The following is an 18,001-nucleotide window of genomic DNA, read 5'->3' as shown; positions in this document are numbered from 1 at the left end:
CTCAATGACTGATACTGTTTGGGCGCCGGACGGCGGCAATCTGGTGGTGCACGCGGACAACGCGGAATTCCTCCCGACGCTGCCGGACGGCGCCTTCACACTCATTTACGTGGACCCGCCCTTCAACACAGGCCGGGTCCAACGCCGCCAGGAAACACGCATGGTCCGCAACGCGGACGGCGACGGCGACCGCGTCGGGTTCAAAGGACGCTCCTACGACACCATCAAGGGTGCCCTTCACAGCTACGATGACGCCTTCAGCGACTACTGGTCCTTCCTGGAACCCAAGCTCGTAGAGGCCTGGCGGCTCCTTGCCGACGACGGCACGCTGTACCTGCACCTGGACTACCGCGAGGTGCACTACGCCAAGGTGATGCTGGACGCCATCTTTGGCCGGGAGTGCTTCCTCAACGAGATCATTTGGGCCTACGACTACGGCGCCCGGGCCAAGAACCGCTGGCCCACCAAGCACGACAACATCCTGGTGTATGTAAAGAACCCTGCGAAGTATCACTTCGACAACGCTGAAGTGGACCGCGAACCCTACATGGCCCCCGGTCTGGTCACGCCTGCCAAACGCGAGCGGGGAAAACTTCCCACGGACGTCTGGTGGCACACCATCGTTTCGCCCACCGGCAGGGAAAAGACCGGCTACCCGACCCAGAAACCCGAAGGCCTGGTGCGCAGGATCGTCTCTGCCTCAAGCCGCGAGGGCGATTGGTGCCTGGACTTTTTTGCTGGATCAGGAACCCTCGGCGCTGTTGCCGCCAAGCTGGGCCGCAACTTCGTCTGCGTGGACCAGAACGAGCAAGCCATCGACGTCATGCGGAAGCGCCTTGGCGCCAAGGCCGTCTTCCACAGCAGGGGGCCTTTGCCGGAAGGCGCGGTGGACCAGCCGGAAGGCACCCTGGGTCAGGCAGTGCCCTTCACGAATGCCTGATTAGCCGCGGCGATCCTGACCAGGGGCACATCCATCAGCGAACAACCGTGCTGCCGGTTGCCAGTTCCTCGATCTTTGCCAGGACGTCCGGGGATGTCAGGTTCTCTCCCAGCCGATTCGGTTTGCCCGCTCCGTGATAGTCGGATGATCCCGTGATGAGCAGCCCGTGCTCCGACGCCATGTTGCGAAGGAACCCGCGTCCTTCTTCCGGGTTGTCGCGGTGTTCAATTTCCAGGCCAAGCAGTCCGGCGTCGATCATCTCCCGGTACGTCCGCTCCCCCACGATCCGTCCCCTCGCCGAAGCCACCGGGTGCGCGAAGACCGGCACGCCTCCGGCGGCACGGACAAGCTCGACGGCGATAGCGGGATCGGGCGCGTAGTGCTGCACGAAATATCGCGAATGCGAGGTGAGGATCGATGTGAAGGCTTCCGAGCGGTCCGCGACCACACCGGCAGCAACCAAGGCATCCGCGATATGCGGGCGGCCCACTGTAGCGCCAGGAGCCACATGGTGAATGACGTCATCCCACGTCAGAGGATAATCCTCGGACAACAGGGTGACCATGCGTTCAGCGCGCGTGAGCCGCGCGTCCTTTGACTTGGTGATCTCTTCAAGAAGCCCGGGGTGGGAAGGGTCATGCAGGTAGCTCAACAGGTGCACGCTGATCCCCTGCTCCGTCCGGCATGAGATCTCCATTCCGGGAACAAAAGTGACTCCGTGCTCCTTGGCAGCGGCAGCAGCCAACTCCCACCCATCAGTGGAGTCGTGGTCCGTCAACGCAATGACATCCAGGCCTGCAGCTGCGGCCGAAATTATCACCCCGGCGGGGGTCTCGGTTCCATCGGAAACATTCGAGTGCGTATGCAGGTCTATCCTCACTTTCCCAGCCTATGGGATGCGGACCGCCTTGGGGTGTTGCGCCGTTGGCCTCCTCACGAAACTGGTGGGACGATGTAACGGTGAATGATGCCGAAAACACCCCGTACGCGGAATCCACAGATTCCCAGCCCCTGCAAGAACGCGTCAACAACCGTTCGCAGCGGCCCACATCCGATGCCTTCAAGGCATTCATGGCCAGCAACTGGGCGCCCGCACCGCAGGTAACCCACGCTCGTGATGCCGTCGCAGACCACGCTGCCCGCCGCCGTCGTGCAATTTCTGAACTGTTCAAGGGCGAACGGCTCGTTATCCCGGCCGGTCCGCCCAAGGTCCGCTCAAACGACTGCGACTACCGCTTCCGCCCCCACTCCGGATTTGCCCATCTCACCGGGTTGGGCCTGGACCACGAGCCGGATGCCGTTTTGATCCTGGAACCGGTGGGTGAAGGAAAGGGCGACGACGGCGGTCACCACACTGCGACGCTGTACTTCCGTCCCTTGGCGGGCCGCGATACCGAGCAGTTCTACGCCGACTCCAGGGCCGGTGAATTCTGGATTGGCGCACGGCCCACGCTGGCAGAATTCAAAGCCCGCCTGGGTCTGCCCACGGCGCACATTTCCGAACTTGAACTTGCCATCACCAAGAACGTGGGCGCCCCCGAAATCGGCGGCATCTCCATCCGCCTGGTCCGCAAGGTAGATGAGAACATCGATGCTTTGGTGGACACTGCCCGTTACAACACGGCAAAGGATCCTGAGAACCTTGACCTGGGCGAGCTCGATGCTCTGGACGAAAAGCTCAGTGAAGCACTCTCCGAACTCCGCCTGATCAAGGACGAGTGGGAAATCGAGCAGATGAAGATCGCCGTTGACGCCACCGCGGAAGGCTTCGCCGACGTCGTGCGGGCCCTCCCACGTGCTCTGACGCACCAGCGCGGCGAACGCGTGGTGGAAGGGGCGTTCTTCGCCCGTGCCCGCGAGGAAGGCAATGAACTCGGCTACGACACCATTGCAGCCTCCGGCAACAACGCCACAGTGTTGCACTGGACCCGCAACTCAGGAGCGGTCAACGCTGGTGAACTCCTGCTGCTGGATGCAGGAGTGGAGGCTGATTCGCTGTACACAGCAGATGTCACGCGGACCCTGCCGGCAAACGGCACCTTCACCGAGGTGCAGCGCAAGGTCTACGAAGCTGTCCTGGATGCTGCTGACGCGGGGTTCGCCGCCGCACGGCCGGGCGTGAAATTCCGGGACATCCACACGGCAGCCACCACGGTCCTTGCTGAGCGCCTCGCTGAATGGGGTCTCCTCCCTGTCTCTGTTCAGGAAGCCATCAGCCCCGAAGGCCAGCAGCACCGCCGCTGGATGCCACACGGCACCAGCCACCACCTCGGCCTGGACGTACATGACTGCGCCCAGGCCAAGCGCGAACTTTACCTTGATGGAATCCTCACGGAGGGCATGATCTTCACGATCGAGCCAGGCCTGTACTTCAAGAACGAAGACTTGGCTATTCCCGCCGAATACCGTGGCATCGGTGTCCGCATCGAGGACGACATCCTCATGACGGCAGACGGCCCCGTGAACCTGAGCGCGGCATTGCCACGCAAGGCCGACGACGTCGAGTCCTGGATGGCCGGCATCTATCAGGAAGCCGCGGGCTAGCCTCCGCAAAGGCCCCCTCAGGCGACAACAGCACAAAGGGAAGGCCACTGGATCGATATCCGGTGGCCTTCCTCTTTGCGCTTCTTTTGAAGTTATTGCTTCTGGGAGTCGTCCTTCCCAGGCTGCTGTTCCTCGTGCCGTGGGGCATTCTGGCCCTCCGTGACCCGGACGCCGTACTGGGGGCGGCCATCGGGCAGGTCCGGATAGCGCACCGGTGACGGCGTAGGGTTCTGTACAGGCTGCGCTGCCTGCGCAGCAGGAGCCTGCGCGCCGGAAGCATCGGATTCGGTGGCCTCCGGTCCGCGCTGGCCATAGGGATCGTTCCAAGTGGCAGGACGGTCAGGTGCCTGGCCGGGCTGCTGGAAGGGCGCGTTTGGCGGACTGTAATTTTGTGCTTGTCCGGTGGCAGCCTGGGCGGAATTCATGGGCAGTTGGTGGAGCAACCGGCGGGCTTCGTGGGCTGCCTCGATGGCAACAATGACATCGTAGTTGGTGGCGACCACCTGGCTTGTGGACGTGAAGTCGCGCTTGCCGCGCTGAGTGGCGTAGGTRGCGATGCCGAACAGCATGAAGAACGCTGCACCCATGAGCACGGAGGTGATGATCGAGAACGTGCCGCCACCGGGCGTGAAGAAGGAGAGCATGACGCCGACGAAGAGGCCGAACCACATGCCGCTCAAAGCACCGGACAGGGCAACGCGTGGGTAGCTCAGCCGACCGGTTACCCGCTCCACCATCTTGAGGTCGTTGCCCACGATCGACACCAAGTGGACGGGGAACTGCTGGTCCGCGAGGTAGTCCACCGCCTTTTGGGCATCCAAATATGAGGTGTACGAGCCAACAGTGTCACCTTGGGGTACGCTGCGGGATTCCTCAACGGCTTTGGGAGCACCAAAAATGTTAGACATAGCCCCATTGTGTCGCATGTAGATGTGAAGCGGCTGGAATTCAGCTAAAAGAGAGCAGACTCGGTAGCCTGTAGACATGAGCACACATCCCTCACGCGTCTTTGTCGCGCGTCTGCTCGGCTTGGACGTTTTCGACCCCCTGGGCGATCGTTTGGGCCGGTTGCGCGACGTCGTCGTGCTCTCCCGGGGGACCCGCGGCGCCCCGCACGTTGTTGGCATCGTGGTGGAAGTGCCGGGCAAGAAGCGGGTATTCGTACCGATGACCCGCATCACCTCCATCGACCAAACCCAGATCATCTGCACGGGCCTGGTGAACCTGCGTCGTTTCGAACAACGGGGCGCTGAAACACTCGTGGTAGCGGAAATGTTTGATCGCCGCGTCACCCTTGCCGATGGCAGCGATGCAACGATCGAGGACATCGCGATGGATCAGCATCGGTCCAAGGACTGGTTCGTCAGCAAGCTCTTCGTCCGTCGCGGGCATTCCTTGTCGCCCCTGAGCAGGCTCCGCCGCAACGAAACCCTCATCATTGACTGGGCGGACGCGCAGACAGGCGGGCATAACGAGCCTCAGGCGGCCACGCAGTTTGTTGCAACGCACGAAGACCTCAAGCCCGCCGACTTCGCCGAAGCCCTGCAGGAGATGAGCGACAAGCGCCGTTTCGAAGTGGCCAGCGAACTTCAGGACGAACGGTTGGCAGACGTACTCCAGGAGCTCCCCGAGGACGATCAGGTGGAGATCCTCTCCGCGCTGGACGTGGAACGGGCCGCCGACGTCCTGGAGGAAATGGATCCCGACGACGCAGCCGACCTCCTCGCCGAACTCCCCTCCGCCCAAGCGGAAGAACTGCTCCAACTCATGGAGCCCCAGGAAGCCGAAGACGTCCGGCGTCTTTTGGAGTACGACGAAGACACTGCAGGTGGCCTCATGACACCCGTGCCCGTCATCCTGCCTCCTGAAGCCACGGTCGCCGAAGCGCTTGCGCACGTTCGCCGCGAGGAACTCTCCCCTGCCCTGGCGTCCTCCATCTTCATCACACGGCCTCCGCTGGAAACCCCCACCGGCCGGTTCCTGGGCGTCGTCCACATACAACAACTCTTGCGCTTCCCTCCGCCTGAACCGCTGGGCAACCTGGTTGATAAGAACCTTGAGCCGTTGTCGGACCAGGCGCACATCAGCGAAGTAGCCCGGACCCTGGCCACGTACAACCTCAACTCGCTCCCCGTCGTCGACGACGACGGCCGCCTTGTGGGGGCGGTGACTGTTGATGACGTGTTGGATCACCTGTTGCCCGATGACTGGCGCGCTCACGAGGACGACGCCCCTATAAGGAAACTTGGAGGCCGCATTGGCTGATATAAACGTCACCCGATCCCCCAGGTCCACTGGACGCACAAACAATCCCGGCAGCCTTGACACGCCGCTAAGCGGGCGTCAGCGCATACTGCCCAAGTTCTCGCCCAACCCCGATGCTTTCGGCAATGCCACCGAGGGTTTCGCCCGGTTCATGGGCACGCCGCAGTTCCTCGTCTACATGACGATCTTCTGTCTCTTCTGGCTGGCCTGGAATACGTTTGCGCCCACGGAGTGGCAGTTCGACCGCGTCGAGCTGGGCTTCACGCTCCTGACGCTCATGTTGTCGCTCCAGGCCTCCTACGCCGCGCCGCTCCTGTTGTTGGCCCAAAACCGCCAGGACGACCGCGACCGCGTCTCGCTGCAGCAGGACCGCCAGCGCGCCGAGCGGAACCTCTCAGACACTGAATATCTGACCCGTGAATTGGCTTCCCTGCGAATCGCACTTCGCGAAGTAGCCACACGCGACTACGTCCGCGCCGAACTCCGCAGCCTGTTGGAGGACATCATCGATGCCCAGGAGGAACTGCGGGAGAACGAAGCCGCCGCAGAGGGCAGCGAGTCTCCGGCCGACAAGGTCAAGGAGAAGCTCAAGGAGAAACGGGACAAGTCGCGTGGACCCCGTACGCAGCAGATCCCCAAAGTACGCCCGCAGCGTCCGGGGCCCCAGCACTCCAGCGCGAAGCCGGCCCCTCCCGAAAATCCTGAAAGCCGAGCGTAACCCATGAGCACCCCATCCGCCGAGGCACTTAACGCTGCCCTGGCAACCGTCATTGACCCTGAGTTGCGGCGTCCAATCACCGAACTTGGCATGGTGGAGTCGGTGGCGGCCAACGACGACGGCACCGTCCACGTAGCAGTGCTGCTCACGATCGCCGGCTGCCCACTCCGCGACACCATTACGGCAGATGCCACCACTGCGTTATCAGGCATCGCAGGCGTCACCGGTGTTGACGTGGAGCTGAAGGTCATGACTCCCGCCCAGCGCGAGGCCCTGAAGGAACAACTGCGCGGTCCCGGTGGTCAGCGGGGCATCCCTTTCGCCAAGCCCGGGTCCTTGACGAAGGTCTACGCGGTAGCGAGTGGAAAAGGCGGCGTGGGCAAGTCTTCGGTCACCGTCAACCTTGCCTGTGCCTTGGCCGCCCAGGGCCTGCGGGTGGGCATTGTGGACGCCGACGTACACGGCTTCTCCGTCCCGGGGCTCATGGGCATCACACAAAAACCGACGCAGGTGGACGACATGATCCTGCCTCCTGTGGCGTACGGGGTGAAGGTCATATCAATTGGCATGTTCGTCGCGGGTAACCAGCCCGTGGCCTGGCGTGGTCCCATGCTGCACCGGGCCTTGGAGCAGTTCCTCACGGACGTCTACTTCGGTGACCTCGATGCCCTTTTCCTTGACCTGCCTCCCGGAACAGGGGACATCGCAATTTCCGTGGCCCAGCTGCTCCCAAACGCCGAAATCCTCGTGGTAACCACCCCGCAGGCAGCCGCCGCGGATGTCGCCGAACGCGCCGGAACCATTGCCACCCAAACCGGCCAAAAGGTTGCCGGCGTCATCGAGAACATGTCCTTCTTGGAAATGCCCGACGGCGGTCGCATGGAATTGTTCGGAAGTGGCGGCGGTGCCGTCCTGGCTGAGCGGTTGAGTGCTGCTGTGGGCAACGACGTACCCCTTCTCGGCCAGATTCCCTTGGATATCCGGTTGCGTGAGGGCGGAGATGCCGGAAAACCTGTAGTCCTTGCCGCGAGCGAGACTGCTGCTGCGAAAGCGCTGGAAGGCATTGCCGGGATGTTGGCCACTCGTCCACGGGGATTATCCGGGATGCCACTGGGAATCCAGCCGCGCTGACCGTCCTGGATTTCGGGAGAGCCTTCGAAAGGGCTTTGGCAGGCTAAGTAGCTTCGGTATCGAAAGGCGCAGCCTCGCCCTCGGCGAGCCGCTCAATAATCCGGGCCGGAGCCTTGGGCGTCGTATCCACCACTGCCGCCGCAGCTGTTGCAGCAGCAGCCGGCGCGCCGGCGTTGACGGGCTTGGAATCATCGTCAAGCAACGCATCCTTGATGATGCGCCGCGGATCGTACTGGCGGGGATCGTACTTCTTCCAGTCGACCTCATCGATGTCGATGCCGACTTCTTCCTTGATCTGCTCACGCGCGCCCGAGGCCATCCGGCGGACTTCCTTCACCAGGTTGGCGAGCTTTTGAGTGTATTCGGGCAAACGGCTGGGACCGATGACGAGTACGCCGATAATCAGAAGGAGTATGAACTCCGGGCCGTTGATTCCAAACACGCTACGAAGATTACCTTGTCTGTGGTGCCGGTCATAAACCAGCGGGACGGAGCAGTGTCCGGAGGCCGCGGATCATCCGTTCGGACCACGTCTCGGAGGCTTGCGGAGCTTTCGTGCTGATCATGGAGTCCCCTGCACGAACCAACTCGGGAACGGCGTCGTCGGCTACATCTGCCGGCAAGTCCGATGCATAGCTGAGGACGGCCGTCGAGGTCCTGTATACGGCCTCCCACGGGGTCCCCTGGGTGACAGAGAGCTGGGCCGATGGCGAGCGTCCAGTGAGCGCCATGTCTGAAGTCTGCAGGTGCTCTTCCACAACAGTGGCGTAATGGTCCTTGCTTTCCAGCCGGAGTTCTACTGCCGGGTGGCCGTTGTACATGGTGGCCTTGGCTGAGACCACGTGGAAGCCCAGACCACCAAGTTCAGGACACGCCCATCCCTGGTCCCGCAGGGCATCCAACTGCTCAGAGTTCAAGTTCACCGGTGTGCCGGCTCGGAAGTCCGGCGTTGCCACGAACTCCGGCCTCGTCATCAGTTCTGCCGGGCCGCCGGTGAGTGCACTGGAAAGGGACGAGGCATCGTTGCCTGCACGGATGCTTGCTTGTGGCGCGGTATCACCTGCCACCACATAAGCGGCAACCGCCAGTGCACCTGCACTTACCGTAAGAGTACCGGCGGCCAGGCCGGCAATCCGAAGGCCGCGCCACGCACCACCCTCGCTAGCACCACTCCTGGTCCGGGAATTTGCGACCGGCGGGGCCTGCTCATTCGCGAGTCGTTGGGTGTGCTGGAGCAAACGCGTCGTAAGGTCCTGACTGGCTTCGGGCACCGCTGCTCCGCGAAGCCGTTCAAGATATTGCCGCTCCCGGTTCAGGGCAGCACGGCACTCGGGGCAATGCCGTAGGTGCTCAGGGTTCCGGGTGTGGCGAAGGGCAGCCAGTTTGTAACGTGCAGCCAGTTTGCGACGTGACAGGGCACCCGGACGAATGTGGCGTCGAGGCATCGACTACCTAAAGAATGCTGGCGATGCGAGGCATCTTCAGGCGGGGCTTGCGGGCCTCGGCCGGGCGTGGGTCACGGTGGGCGAGCTTCTCCCGCAGCATGGTGCGGCCGCGGTGGATACGGGACCTGACAGTGCCCAGCTTCACGCCCAGCGCCTCCGCCACTTCGTCGTAAGACAATCCTTCAAGATCGCACAGAACAACGGCAGCCCGGAAATCCGGTGGCAATTCTTCCAACGCACGCTGAACGTCAAGGTCCAGATTGTTGTGCTCGAAGCTCTGCTCCGGGCCTGGCTCACGGCCCGGCAGGCGCGACTCGGCGTCCTCGGCAAGGGCGTCAAAGCGGATTCTGCTCTTACGACGTGCCTGATCCAGGAAAAGGTTGGTGGTAATACGGTGCAGCCACCCATCCAGGGTTCCTGGCTTGAAGTTTTCCAGTGAACGGAAAACCCTGACGAAGACCTCTTGGGTGAGGTCCTCGGCGTCGAACTTGTTTCCGGTCAGGCGGTAGGCAAGGCGGTATACCTTGGCGGAGTGGTTGGCGACCACATCCTCCCAGCTGGGCATGACCCAGTCTGTAACGGCCTCAAGGCTCTCCGATGTCTGGACTGGCGCAGCATGCGATGCCGGCATCGTCCACTCCCCTCAAACTGTGGTTCACCGTACTTGTCCGGTGCCGCCCACCACGTGGATGACCGGATCAATATCATCCCAAGTTTTTCTGGGAATTTCCTGACTAAGGCACAATTTCCACGCAAGGCGAAATCCTGCTGCAGACACAATCCCGGGACGGCTGCGAACACAGGGTTTGCAGCACCGGACACAGTAGGCTGGTACAGACACCCCTACGCGCGGAAAGCGAACCCTTCATGAGTGCCGACAAGTCAACCAGCTGGTCCTATGCAGAAGATCTGCCTGCTGAGGATGACGTCTTGTTGCGCGCCCGGGAGAGGTCCTTCGAGTTGGGGGTTAAACCCATCAGCCCGGGCGTTGGCGCGGTGTTGACGGTCCTTGCCGCGGCTTCAAAGGCACAGACAGTAGTTGAGGTTGGTTCAGGCGCCGGAGTCTCAGGAGTTTGCCTGTTGAGGGGTCTGGGTCCACAAGCCGTCCTGACCACCATCGACGTCGACGTTGAACACCTCAAGGCCGCCCGCGAAGCCTTTCTGGAATCCGGCAGCCCCGCCAACCGGACCCGGACCATCTCCGGCAGGGCCGCCGACGTCCTCCCGCGCCTCACGGACTCCGCCTATGACCTTGTCTTCATCGACGCCGACAAGCCCAACTTCCCCCGCTACGTTGAACAAGCTGTCCGCTTGCTCAAGACGGGTGGCACCTTGGTGATCAACGACGCCCTGGATAAGGACCGCGTCTCAAATCCAGCAGCCCGCGACTCCACCACCGTGGTTCTTCGGCAAGTTGGCAAATCCATTCGCGACGACGACCGCTTGGCCTCTGCGATGCTTCCCACGGGCGATGGACTTCTGGTGGCTGTCAAAAAATAGGCAATTGCCATTTAGCGGACATTCTTAAAGAACAGCACCCAAGAAAGACGCTGCTGCTTAAACAAAAGCAGGGCTCCGGCTCTCGCCGGGCCCTGGTCTTTTGAATCCAGCCTGCCTATGAATCTATTCGGTAACGCCTACAAGGCATTCCTTGAGGTTCTCCGCCTCCGCGGCATTGAGCTCGACTACAAGCCGTCCTCCGCCTTCGAGCGGCACACGCATGATCAGGCTGCGTCCCTCTTTGGTTACTTCCATAGGGCCGTCGCCAGTACGTGGTTTCATAGCCGCCATTAGGAAAATCCCCTCCATTTGTCCCAAGTCACGCCCAACCCGGCCGGGCTGGATCCGCTTCGCAATTGCAGCCGGCGGCACCGCTTGGGAGGCCGCCTTGGCCGGGCACTTTTAGGTGCTTTTGTCCTTGCTCGTATTCCATTATCCCGTACTTACCCGTCCGTAGCGAATCAATGGACTAATTACCCCGACACGGAACAAAGACACTTCCCGACGGCGGGTGGTCCGGTTATGGCGGATAGTCTCCGCCTCCCGGCAATGGCGCCCAGGCCCAAAGCCACACCACCCAGACGATCTGCAGGAGGACAAACATGACCACGACGGTTCCTCTGTATGCCTTGGACTTGGACAGCAGCGCTGCACCCAGGGCAAGCGGGAAAAGGGGAAGGAGCATCCGGAAAGTACTGGTCTGGGGATACAGGAACACCAGCAAATAGCCCATGTAGCAGGCGCACCAAAGCCGCATTTCCGTTCCCAGTGCCCGGACAGGCTTTGAAACCATCAGCAGCACGAACAAACCGACGAAGACGAAGGGCGCCAACACGCCAAGAGCCGGACCGAACAGCATCCTTCCGGTATCGAACCACGGTTTGAAGGGCACCAGGTCATGACCGCGCCAGGCGGTTTCCGTACGCGTGTAGGCGCTTGGATCCCCCGTGACCGCCCAAGCCATAGCCGGCCAGGCCAGGGCTCCGAGTCCGGTTGCCAGCGCCAGGGTGCCCAGGGACAGGAGTTCTGGCGTGGACGAAGCCATTGCCCGGGGCTGGTCATCGACGTCGGATGGCCTCAAGCGCTGCCAGATCCGCCAAACCAGGAGGAGGCCCAGCATCGCGGCGAACGGGACTCCAGTGGGCCTGGACAAACACATCAACAGCACTACCGGTATGGCTGCCAAGTAGCGTCGCCGGACCACCAGGAGAAGCGAGCCGGACAGCAGCAGGAGGTTCAACGATTCTGCGTAGGGCACCTGGAGAATTGGCGACACCGGGAATGTCGACACGAAGATGACGCCCCACATTGCGGTACGCCGGCTGGCCGCTTCCCTGAACAGTTTGAAGATCACCAAGGCAGCACCGAGGCCTGCAATCATTGCTATGGCGGTGAGGGACTGCAGAGTCCCGAGGCCCGTGACGGCATTGAGTCCCCGCCCCAGGAACGGGAACAGGGCATAGAAGGCCCAGGCATTCTCCTTGACTACCCCGTTGGCATCCACCGGAAGCAGGGAAGGATAGCCGTTGTCCGCAACCTGGGCATACCAGCGTCCATCCCAGATAGTGATGAAGTTCCAGTAGTCCGGCGCGGGTGGGAACCATGGATTCACTCCCTGATGAACGGCAGCCGCCATGAAGATACAGGCACTGACCACCCGGGCCACTACAAAAACCAAGGAAACCTGCAGCCACCAAGGCCAACGTGCCATCCGGGCTCCCGCGGCGGAGATACCCCGCGAAAGGCGCGCGGTGGGTCCCTCCCCGCCAAAACGGGTAGGTGCAGGGGTGCTCACAGTGTGGTCCGCTTGGCGTCGCCATCCTCAAGCTTTGATTGGACCAAGGCACTGAGTCTCTCGATCTCGCGGTCCTTGGCTACCAGTTGGTCGCGCAGCTCATCAAGGACCTGGTCCACCTGGTCCATGCGGTAACCGCGCAACCCCAGTGCAAAGCGCACGGCGTCGATGTCCGTGGCTGCAGCCTTCTCCGGGAGCAGCACGGGAGGCAAATTGGGCAGGGAGTCATCCAGCCCCGCTCCCACGGAGTCGCCACGGATGATGCCGGAACCAAAATACAATGCGGCACCAATGAGGACAATCGCGACAAACACCAGGAAAAAGCTCACAGCCACCATCGTGCCAGAAACAGCCGCCTACTCCGGGCGCTGGTTTCCGTTGGTGGTGGCGGGAAGCGGAGCACCATGCAACACCCGGTGGACGGCATCGGCAGGGTCATCCACCAGTTGGATCAGGTCCAGGTCCTTTTCGGACACCATTCCTTCAGCAACCAAAGTGTCCCGGATCCACTCAATCATTGGACCCCAGAAGCGAACACCCAACAGCACAATCGGGAACGATGTCACCTTGCGTGTCTGCACCAGGACCATTGCCTCGAAGAGCTCGTCCAGGGTTCCAAGTCCGCCGGGCAAGACGACGAAGCCCTGGGCGTATTTCACGAACATGGTCTTGCGGGCAAAGAAGTACCGGAAGTTGATGCCCAGGTCCACCCATTGGTTCAGGCCCTGCTCGAACGGCAACTCAATGCCCAGTCCGACAGATACGCCGTTGCCTTCCACAGCACCCTTGTTGGCGGCTTCCATGGAGCCGGGGCCGCCACCGGTGATCACGGCGACTCCGGCTTCGGCGAGCTTGCGCCCTACATCCACTGCCATCTCGTAGTACTCGGTTCCCGGTTTGGTACGGGCTGAACCGAAAACACTGACTGCCGGACCAATATCGGCCAATGCCCCAAAGCCCTCAACGAATTCGCTCTGAATCCTCAGGACGCGCCAGGGATCGGTGTGGATGAACTGCCCGGCACCGCTCGTGTCCAGCAAGTGCTGATCGGACATTCCCTTGTCTGCCTGTTTGCGTCGCAGTTCCAAAGGGCCCTTGTGCTTGGCCGGTGCAATCTCCGAAGGCAGGGGCACGTGGACGCCCGCGACGTGGCCATTCGCGTCCGGGCTGGGAATCGGGTGCTGGCTAATGCTCATTGCCCAAGGCTAGCGCGGATGAATGCAAGCGAAGACGCTACGACGCGGTTCTTGCATTGCAGTCTGGTATATCGCTGGAGGGCAGGTTTCTGTTCAGTCACGATCTGGAGGAACTTGCCGTGACCGTGGTCATAATTGTGTCTTTGTTCGCTAGATTCGTCCTATGACTACTCAAGTGTCCGGCGATGCGCTCGTCTCCCTGAACAGCGTCAACAAACACTACGGTCAATTGCACGTCCTCAAAGACATCAACCTCCAGGTTCGGAAGGGTGAAGTCGTCGTGGTCATCGGGCCGTCCGGCTCCGGTAAGTCCACGTTGTGCCGTGCCATCAACCGTTTGGAAACGATCGACGACGGCGACATCGCGATCGACGGGAAGAAGCTCCCGGAAGAAGGCAAGGAACTCGCCCACCTGCGTGCCGACGTCGGAATGGTCTTCCAGTCCTTCAACCTRTTCGCCCACAAGACGATCCTTGAGAACGTCACGCTGGGACCGATCAAGGTGAAGGGCGTTGCCAAAGGCACGGCAGAAAGGGAGGCAATGGCCCTCCTGGAACGTGTCGGCGTCGGCCACCAGGCTCCCAAGCTCCCCGCGCAGCTCTCCGGTGGCCAGCAACAGCGTGTGGCCATTGCCCGCGCGCTTGCCATGAAGCCCAAGGTGATGCTGTTCGACGAGCCCACCTCGGCGCTGGACCCCGAAATGATCAACGAGGTCCTGGACGTCATGATCCAGCTGGCAAAGGAAGGCATGACCATGATCGTGGTTACCCACGAGATGGGTTTTGCCCGCAAGGCAGCCGACCGCGTCGTGTTCATGGCCGATGGCCAGATCGTGGAAGATTCAACACCCGAGGAATTCTTCACCAATCCGCAGAGCAACCGCGCCAAGGATTTCCTGTCCAAGCTTCTGACCCACTAGCTCCCTGCTGACCCGCATCCAGGCCCGCACGGACCGCATCCAGGCCGTACGCCGGCCAACCAATGAAAGGAATGTCATGAAGAAGGCTTTTATTACCCGGAGGAAATCTCTCCTGGTGGCCGCTTCGGCTGCACTGGCCCTCTCGCTGAGCGCCTGCGGTGGAGGCAGTGGCACCACCACTCCGCCCGTTGCCTCGGCGACCTTCGACGCCGGCACCACGATGGCGAAGTTGAACCAGGCCAAGAAGATCACCATTGGTACCAAGTTTGACCAGCCGCTGTTCGGCCAGAAGGGCCTGGACGGCAAGCCTGTGGGCTTCGACGTCGAAATCGGCAAGGCCATCGCTGCCAAGCTCGGAATTGAACCTGACAAGATCGAATGGGTGGAAACTGTTTCCGCCAACCGTGAACCGTTCATCGAGCAGGGCCGCGTTGACATCGTCATTGCCACCTACACGATCAACGATGCCCGCAAGCAAAAGGTCGCATTCGCGGGCCCGTACTACGAAGCCGGTCAGGCTCTGCTGGTGAACAAGGACGATAACTCCATCACCAAACCCGAGGACGTCAAGGGCAAGAAGGTCTGCTCTGTAACGGGTTCCACCCCGGCTAAGACCATCGTCGAAAAGTACGGTGCCGAACTGGTCCCGGCCGCAAACTACACCGCTTGCCTGGAGCCGTTGCGCAACAAGCAGGTTGTCGCCGTCACCACTGACAACGTGATCCTCGCCGGCTACGTTGACAAGGAACCGGACGCCTTCAAGCTCGCATCGGACCAAACGTTCACAAAAGAGCCGTACGGTATCGGCCTGAAGAAGGATGACACGGTCTTCCGCAACTGGATCAATGACCAGTTGGAGGGATTCGCCAAGGACGGCACGTACAAGAAGGCTTGGGAAGCAACAGCAGGAAAGGTCATCAAGACCGCACCTGAACTGCCCAAGATCGACCGCTACTAGTCGGAAGCCGGTGGCTGCCGCACTCCCCCTTGGGGAAGGGCGGCAGCCACCGACCTTGAGGACTCCCTACCTTTCCGCAGCAGCCGAAGGAAGCCAATGGACGCCATCTTCGAAAGCCTCCCCCAATATTGGGACGGATTTCTCCGAACCCTGTTTCTAGCCGTCATATCTGGCGTCATCGCACTGACAGCGGGTACTCTCCTCGCCGCAATGCGTGTCTCGCCCGTGGCTGCCTTACGGGGCTTCAGCACGTTCTATGTTGAAGTCGCCAGAAACACCCCACTCACAATTATTTTCTTTTTCTCCGCAATCGTGCTTCCCCGGCTCGGCGTCAAGTTCGAACAGTTTGAAGTCGCCGCCATCATCGCATTGAGCAGCTACACGGCAGCATTTGTTGCCGAAGCCGTTCGATCCGGCGTCAACAGCGTCCCGGTGGGGCAAGCCGAGGCAGCCCGCAGTATCGGCATGACGTTCACGCAGGTTTTGGGCCTGGTGGTCCTGCCACAGGCTGTCCGGACCGTCATACCCCCATTGATCAACATCATGATTGCCTTGGTCAAGAACTCATCCGTCGCGGGTGCATTCTTTGTCCTGGAGCTTTTCGGCTATGGTCTGCAGCTGTCAAACAGCCATGGTGACGCGGTCATGTGGATCTTGATTGGTGTGGCATTCTTCTACCTGCTGATCACCGTGCCCCTGGGCTTGTTGGCCCACTTCGTCGAGAAAAAGGTGGCGATTGCCCGATGACTTCGGTTCTCTATGACGTACCGGGCCCCAAGGCCCGCCGCGTTTCCCTCATTGGTTCAGTTGTCGGGTCCATCATCATTGCCGGTGGCGTGGTGGGAGCCATCGTCATCCTGTCTTCGCAGGGCATATTCAACGCCTCCCGTTGGGAAGTCTTTGTTAACGAATCTGCCAAGGACGTTTGGACGCAGCTCGGCTATGGCGTCCTTGCCACCCTGCAGGCAGCCGGCGTCGCAGCCGTCATTGCCTTTCCCCTTGGAGTGGCGCTGTGCCTGCTCCGCATTTCCCTGATCTCGTGGATTCGCGTTCCCACACAGGTGGTGCTTGAGTTCCTCCGCGGCATGCCAGTGGTGCTCATGATCCTCTTCGTGCTCCTGGTGTTTGCTACGACCCCCTTCACTGCTGTCGTCAGTGGCCTGGTCCTCTACAACGCAGCGATCTTCGCTGAAATTCTGAGGGCGGGTATCCAGTCACTTCCCAAGGGACAACGCGAAGCCGGTTTGGCCATTGGACTGCGCAGCTTCCAGTCCAGGATGAGCATCGAATTTCCCCAGGCAATCCGCCGCATGCTCCCCTCACTTATTGCACAGTTGGTCGTTCTCCTGAAGGACACCTCGCTTGGCTACATCGTGGCCTAGTCCGCAGCCGTTCATTCGGCTGCGGACCTTCTCTTCATGTGCTTTTAGAGCGCTTTTAGACCTTAGCGACCAGCCACGTCCGAAGTGCACGAAGGCACTCACGGACGGCATCGGCGTCGACGTGTTCATTGTCCTTGTGCGCCAGCAACGGATCGCCGGGCCCGAAGTTCACGGCCGGGATGCCCAACTCACTGAAACGCGCGACGTCGGTCCACCCGTATTTGGGCTTTGGTTCCGCGCCGACTGCGGCCACGAAAGACGCAGCTGCGGGGTGGTTCAGTCCGGGCCGGGCGCCGGCAGCAGCGTCGGTGCGGACGACGTCGAATCCCTCCAGGAGCTCTCGCACGTGGGCCTCGGCCTGGTCCGGGGTCTTGTCCGGAGCGAAGCGGTAGTTGATCTCCACCACGCAGCGGTCAGGGATGACGTTACCGGCCGTGCCGCCATTGATCTTCACCGCATTGAGGCTCTCCCGGTAATCGAGGCCGTCCACGTTGATCGTCCGCGGCTCGTAGGCCGCGAGGCGGGCGAGAATTGGTGCCGCCGCATGGATGGCGTTGCTGCCCATCCAAGCGCGGGCCGAGTGGGCCGCTTCACCGATGGTGGTCGCTTCGAACCGGCTGGTTCCGTTGCAGCCCCCTTCCACCGTGCCGTGTGTGGGCTCAAGAAGAATAGCGAAGTCCCCCAGGAGCAGGTCGCCATGGTTGCGGACCAGCCTGCCCAGGCCACTCTTGACGGCCTCCACTTCCTCGTGGTCATAGAAGACAAAGGTGACATCCTTGTCTGGCTCCCTGCCGTCGTCGAACAGGGTCGCCGCGAGTGCGAGCTGCACGGCAACGCCGCCCTTCATGTCGGTGGTCCCCCGGCCATAGAGCACACCCTCCCCGGGGATGCCTGATTCCCACGTTGCCGGAACGGTGCCCAGCGAGCCTTCCACCGTGGGCAGCGGAACAGTGTCCAGGTGTCCAGCGAGGATGACGCGCTCGGCGCGGCCAAGTTCAGTGCGTGCAATGATGGCGTCGCCGTCGCGCACCACGGTGTATTCGGGGATGGCGCGCAGGGCCGCCTCGACGAGATCGGCGAGCAGGGTCTCGTTGCCCGAGACACTGTTGATATCGATGAGCGCGGCTGTCAGCAAGGCAACGTCCTGGCGCAGGTCCAGTAGGGCGGGGGCAGGGTTAAGGGTCACCACTCCACCTTAACTCCCCGGG

19 protein-coding genes and 1 pseudogene are annotated in these 18,001 nt (G+C 61.6%); 10 read left to right on the top strand and 10 right to left on the bottom strand.

What is annotated here, in order from left to right:
- Positions 1–4 precede the first annotated feature (4 nt).
- A complete protein-coding gene (locus tag AC1DCM_RS10870; protein WP_477518234.1) occupies positions 5–940 on the top strand; it encodes a DNA-methyltransferase in 936 nt (311 codons plus the stop codon).
- A gap of 34 nt (positions 941–974) precedes the next feature.
- On the opposite strand, the gene AC1DCM_RS10865 is transcribed toward AC1DCM_RS10870, so the two are convergent.
- Complete coding sequence (locus AC1DCM_RS10865; RefSeq protein WP_442017643.1) at positions 975–1,820, bottom strand: PHP domain-containing protein; 846 nt, start codon at positions 1,818–1,820, stop codon at positions 975–977.
- 80 nt (positions 1,821–1,900) lie between these two features.
- On the opposite strand from AC1DCM_RS10865, the gene AC1DCM_RS10860 reads away from it, so the two are divergent.
- Positions 1,901–3,484 (top strand): aminopeptidase P family protein, encoded by a 1,584-nt coding sequence (locus tag AC1DCM_RS10860; protein ID WP_477518233.1) that lies wholly within the window; start codon positions 1,901–1,903, stop codon positions 3,482–3,484.
- A 92-nt stretch (positions 3,485–3,576) separates the two neighbouring features.
- Here the strand turns inward: AC1DCM_RS10860 and AC1DCM_RS10855 are convergent, their stop codons facing one another.
- A complete protein-coding gene (locus tag AC1DCM_RS10855) occupies positions 3,577–4,392 on the bottom strand; it encodes a YflT domain-containing protein (protein ID WP_477518232.1) in 816 nt (271 codons plus the stop codon).
- 76 nt (positions 4,393–4,468) lie between these two features.
- Here AC1DCM_RS10855 and AC1DCM_RS10850 point away from each other — a divergent pair, with 76 nt between their 5' ends.
- From AC1DCM_RS10850 to AC1DCM_RS10840, 3 genes are read left to right on the top strand one after another with little or no spacing between them, the layout of a single operon-like run.
- Positions 4,469–5,749: a magnesium transporter MgtE N-terminal domain-containing protein gene (locus AC1DCM_RS10850; RefSeq protein ID WP_224164857.1), complete on the top strand. Its 1,281-nt coding sequence runs from the start codon at positions 4,469–4,471 to the stop codon at positions 5,747–5,749.
- The gene (locus AC1DCM_RS10845; RefSeq protein ID WP_477518231.1) at positions 5,730–6,467 is read left to right on the top strand and encodes a DUF1003 domain-containing protein; all 738 of its coding nucleotides are present in this window, start codon (positions 5,730–5,732) and stop codon (positions 6,465–6,467) included. Before AC1DCM_RS10850 ends, AC1DCM_RS10845 begins: the two co-directional genes overlap by 20 nt.
- A 3-nt stretch (positions 6,468–6,470) precedes the next feature.
- A complete protein-coding gene (locus AC1DCM_RS10840; RefSeq protein WP_477518230.1) occupies positions 6,471–7,598 on the top strand; it encodes an Mrp/NBP35 family ATP-binding protein in 1,128 nt (375 codons plus the stop codon).
- Between the two features lie 43 nt (positions 7,599–7,641).
- Here the strand turns inward: AC1DCM_RS10840 and AC1DCM_RS10835 are convergent, their stop codons facing one another.
- The 3 genes from AC1DCM_RS10835 to sigE are packed head-to-tail and all read right to left on the bottom strand — an operon-like array spanning position 7,642 to position 9,674.
- Complete coding sequence (locus tag AC1DCM_RS10835; RefSeq protein ID WP_442003697.1) at positions 7,642–8,040, bottom strand: twin-arginine translocase TatA/TatE family subunit; 399 nt, start codon at positions 8,038–8,040, stop codon at positions 7,642–7,644.
- 31 nt (positions 8,041–8,071) lie between these two features.
- A complete protein-coding gene (locus AC1DCM_RS10830; RefSeq protein WP_477518229.1) occupies positions 8,072–9,043 on the bottom strand; it encodes a hypothetical protein in 972 nt (323 codons plus the stop codon).
- Positions 9,044–9,050: 7 nt separating this feature from the next.
- Complete coding sequence (sigE, locus tag AC1DCM_RS10825; protein WP_442017637.1) at positions 9,051–9,674, bottom strand: RNA polymerase sigma factor SigE; 624 nt, start codon at positions 9,672–9,674, stop codon at positions 9,051–9,053.
- A 236-nt stretch (positions 9,675–9,910) separates the two neighbouring features.
- Here sigE and AC1DCM_RS10820 point away from each other — a divergent pair, with 236 nt between their 5' ends.
- Positions 9,911–10,543 carry an O-methyltransferase gene (locus AC1DCM_RS10820; protein WP_223946472.1) on the top strand — a complete coding sequence of 211 codons (633 nt, stop codon included), beginning with the start codon at positions 9,911–9,913 and terminating at the stop codon, positions 10,541–10,543.
- Positions 10,544–10,666: 123 nt separating this feature from the next.
- Here AC1DCM_RS10820 and AC1DCM_RS10815 read toward each other — a convergent pair whose 3' ends face one another.
- The 4 genes from AC1DCM_RS10815 to AC1DCM_RS10800 all read right to left on the bottom strand — a co-directional run bounded on the left by AC1DCM_RS10815 (position 10,667) and on the right by AC1DCM_RS10800 (position 13,534).
- The gene (locus tag AC1DCM_RS10815) at positions 10,667–10,834 is read right to left on the bottom strand and encodes a DUF3117 domain-containing protein (RefSeq protein WP_064721643.1); all 168 of its coding nucleotides are present in this window, start codon (positions 10,832–10,834) and stop codon (positions 10,667–10,669) included.
- 229 nt (positions 10,835–11,063) lie between these two features.
- A complete protein-coding gene (locus tag AC1DCM_RS10810; RefSeq protein WP_477518360.1) occupies positions 11,064–12,254 on the bottom strand; it encodes a hypothetical protein in 1,191 nt (396 codons plus the stop codon).
- Between the two features lie 80 nt (positions 12,255–12,334).
- On the bottom strand, positions 12,335–12,676 hold the full coding sequence (locus AC1DCM_RS10805; RefSeq protein WP_477518228.1) for a DivIVA domain-containing protein: 342 nt from the start codon (positions 12,674–12,676) through the stop codon (positions 12,335–12,337).
- Between the two features lie 18 nt (positions 12,677–12,694).
- Positions 12,695–13,534: an LOG family protein gene (locus tag AC1DCM_RS10800; RefSeq protein WP_431115818.1), complete on the bottom strand. Its 840-nt coding sequence runs from the start codon at positions 13,532–13,534 to the stop codon at positions 12,695–12,697.
- A 163-nt stretch (positions 13,535–13,697) separates the two neighbouring features.
- Here AC1DCM_RS10800 and AC1DCM_RS10795 point away from each other — a divergent pair, with 163 nt between their 5' ends.
- The 4 genes and pseudogenes from AC1DCM_RS10795 to AC1DCM_RS10780 all read left to right on the top strand — a co-directional run.
- A complete protein-coding gene (locus AC1DCM_RS10795) occupies positions 13,698–14,453 on the top strand; it encodes an amino acid ABC transporter ATP-binding protein (RefSeq protein ID WP_216924118.1) in 756 nt (251 codons plus the stop codon).
- Positions 14,454–14,529: 76 nt separating this feature from the next.
- Complete coding sequence (locus AC1DCM_RS10790) at positions 14,530–15,411, top strand: glutamate ABC transporter substrate-binding protein (protein ID WP_477518227.1); 882 nt, start codon at positions 14,530–14,532, stop codon at positions 15,409–15,411.
- Between the two features lie 96 nt (positions 15,412–15,507).
- Entirely contained in the window at positions 15,508–16,158 is a 651-nt protein-coding gene (locus AC1DCM_RS10785) for an amino acid ABC transporter permease (RefSeq protein WP_442003692.1), read from the top strand.
- A pseudogene (locus AC1DCM_RS10780) lies at positions 16,155–16,790 on the top strand (amino acid ABC transporter permease); the annotation flags it as partial. The gene AC1DCM_RS10785 and the pseudogene AC1DCM_RS10780, both read left to right, overlap by 4 nt.
- A 58-nt stretch (positions 16,791–16,848) precedes the next feature.
- Here AC1DCM_RS10780 and dapE read toward each other — a convergent pair.
- A complete protein-coding gene (gene dapE / locus AC1DCM_RS10775) occupies positions 16,849–17,979 on the bottom strand; it encodes a succinyl-diaminopimelate desuccinylase (RefSeq protein WP_477518226.1) in 1,131 nt (376 codons plus the stop codon).
- Positions 17,980–18,001: the final 22 nt, after the last annotated feature.

The sequence above is a fragment of the Paenarthrobacter sp. 10N417 genome (genome assembly GCF_056394745.1).
Note: the sequence above shows the minus strand (reverse complement) of the source record. Positions and strands in the feature narration are given on the sequence as shown.

What these genes read in the sequence shown, in the direction of transcription:
- AC1DCM_RS10870 (WP_477518234.1), top strand. Translation starts at nt 5, where the DNA reads ATGACTGATACTGTTTGGGCGCCGGACGGCGGCAATCTGGTGGTGCAC.
- AC1DCM_RS10850 (WP_224164857.1), top strand. Translation starts at nt 4,469, where the DNA reads ATGAGCACACATCCCTCACGCGTCTTTGTCGCGCGTCTGCTCGGCTTG.
- AC1DCM_RS10840 (WP_477518230.1), top strand. Translation starts at nt 6,471, where the DNA reads ATGAGCACCCCATCCGCCGAGGCACTTAACGCTGCCCTGGCAACCGTC.
- AC1DCM_RS10830 (WP_477518229.1), bottom strand. Translation starts at nt 9,043, where the DNA reads ATGCCTCGACGCCACATTCGTCCGGGTGCCCTGTCACGTCGCAAACTG.
- sigE (WP_442017637.1), bottom strand. Translation starts at nt 9,674, where the DNA reads ATGCCGGCATCGCATGCTGCGCCAGTCCAGACATCGGAGAGCCTTGAG.
- AC1DCM_RS10820 (WP_223946472.1), top strand. Translation starts at nt 9,911, where the DNA reads ATGAGTGCCGACAAGTCAACCAGCTGGTCCTATGCAGAAGATCTGCCT.
- AC1DCM_RS10815 (WP_064721643.1), bottom strand. Translation starts at nt 10,834, where the DNA reads ATGGCGGCTATGAAACCACGTACTGGCGACGGCCCTATGGAAGTAACC.
- AC1DCM_RS10810 (WP_477518360.1), bottom strand. Translation starts at nt 12,254, where the DNA reads ATGGCACGTTGGCCTTGGTGGCTGCAGGTTTCCTTGGTTTTTGTAGTG.
- AC1DCM_RS10805 (WP_477518228.1), bottom strand. Translation starts at nt 12,676, where the DNA reads ATGGTGGCTGTGAGCTTTTTCCTGGTGTTTGTCGCGATTGTCCTCATT.
- AC1DCM_RS10800 (WP_431115818.1), bottom strand. Translation starts at nt 13,534, where the DNA reads ATGAGCATTAGCCAGCACCCGATTCCCAGCCCGGACGCGAATGGCCAC.
- AC1DCM_RS10790 (WP_477518227.1), top strand. Translation starts at nt 14,530, where the DNA reads ATGAAGAAGGCTTTTATTACCCGGAGGAAATCTCTCCTGGTGGCCGCT.
- AC1DCM_RS10785 (WP_442003692.1), top strand. Translation starts at nt 15,508, where the DNA reads ATGGACGCCATCTTCGAAAGCCTCCCCCAATATTGGGACGGATTTCTC.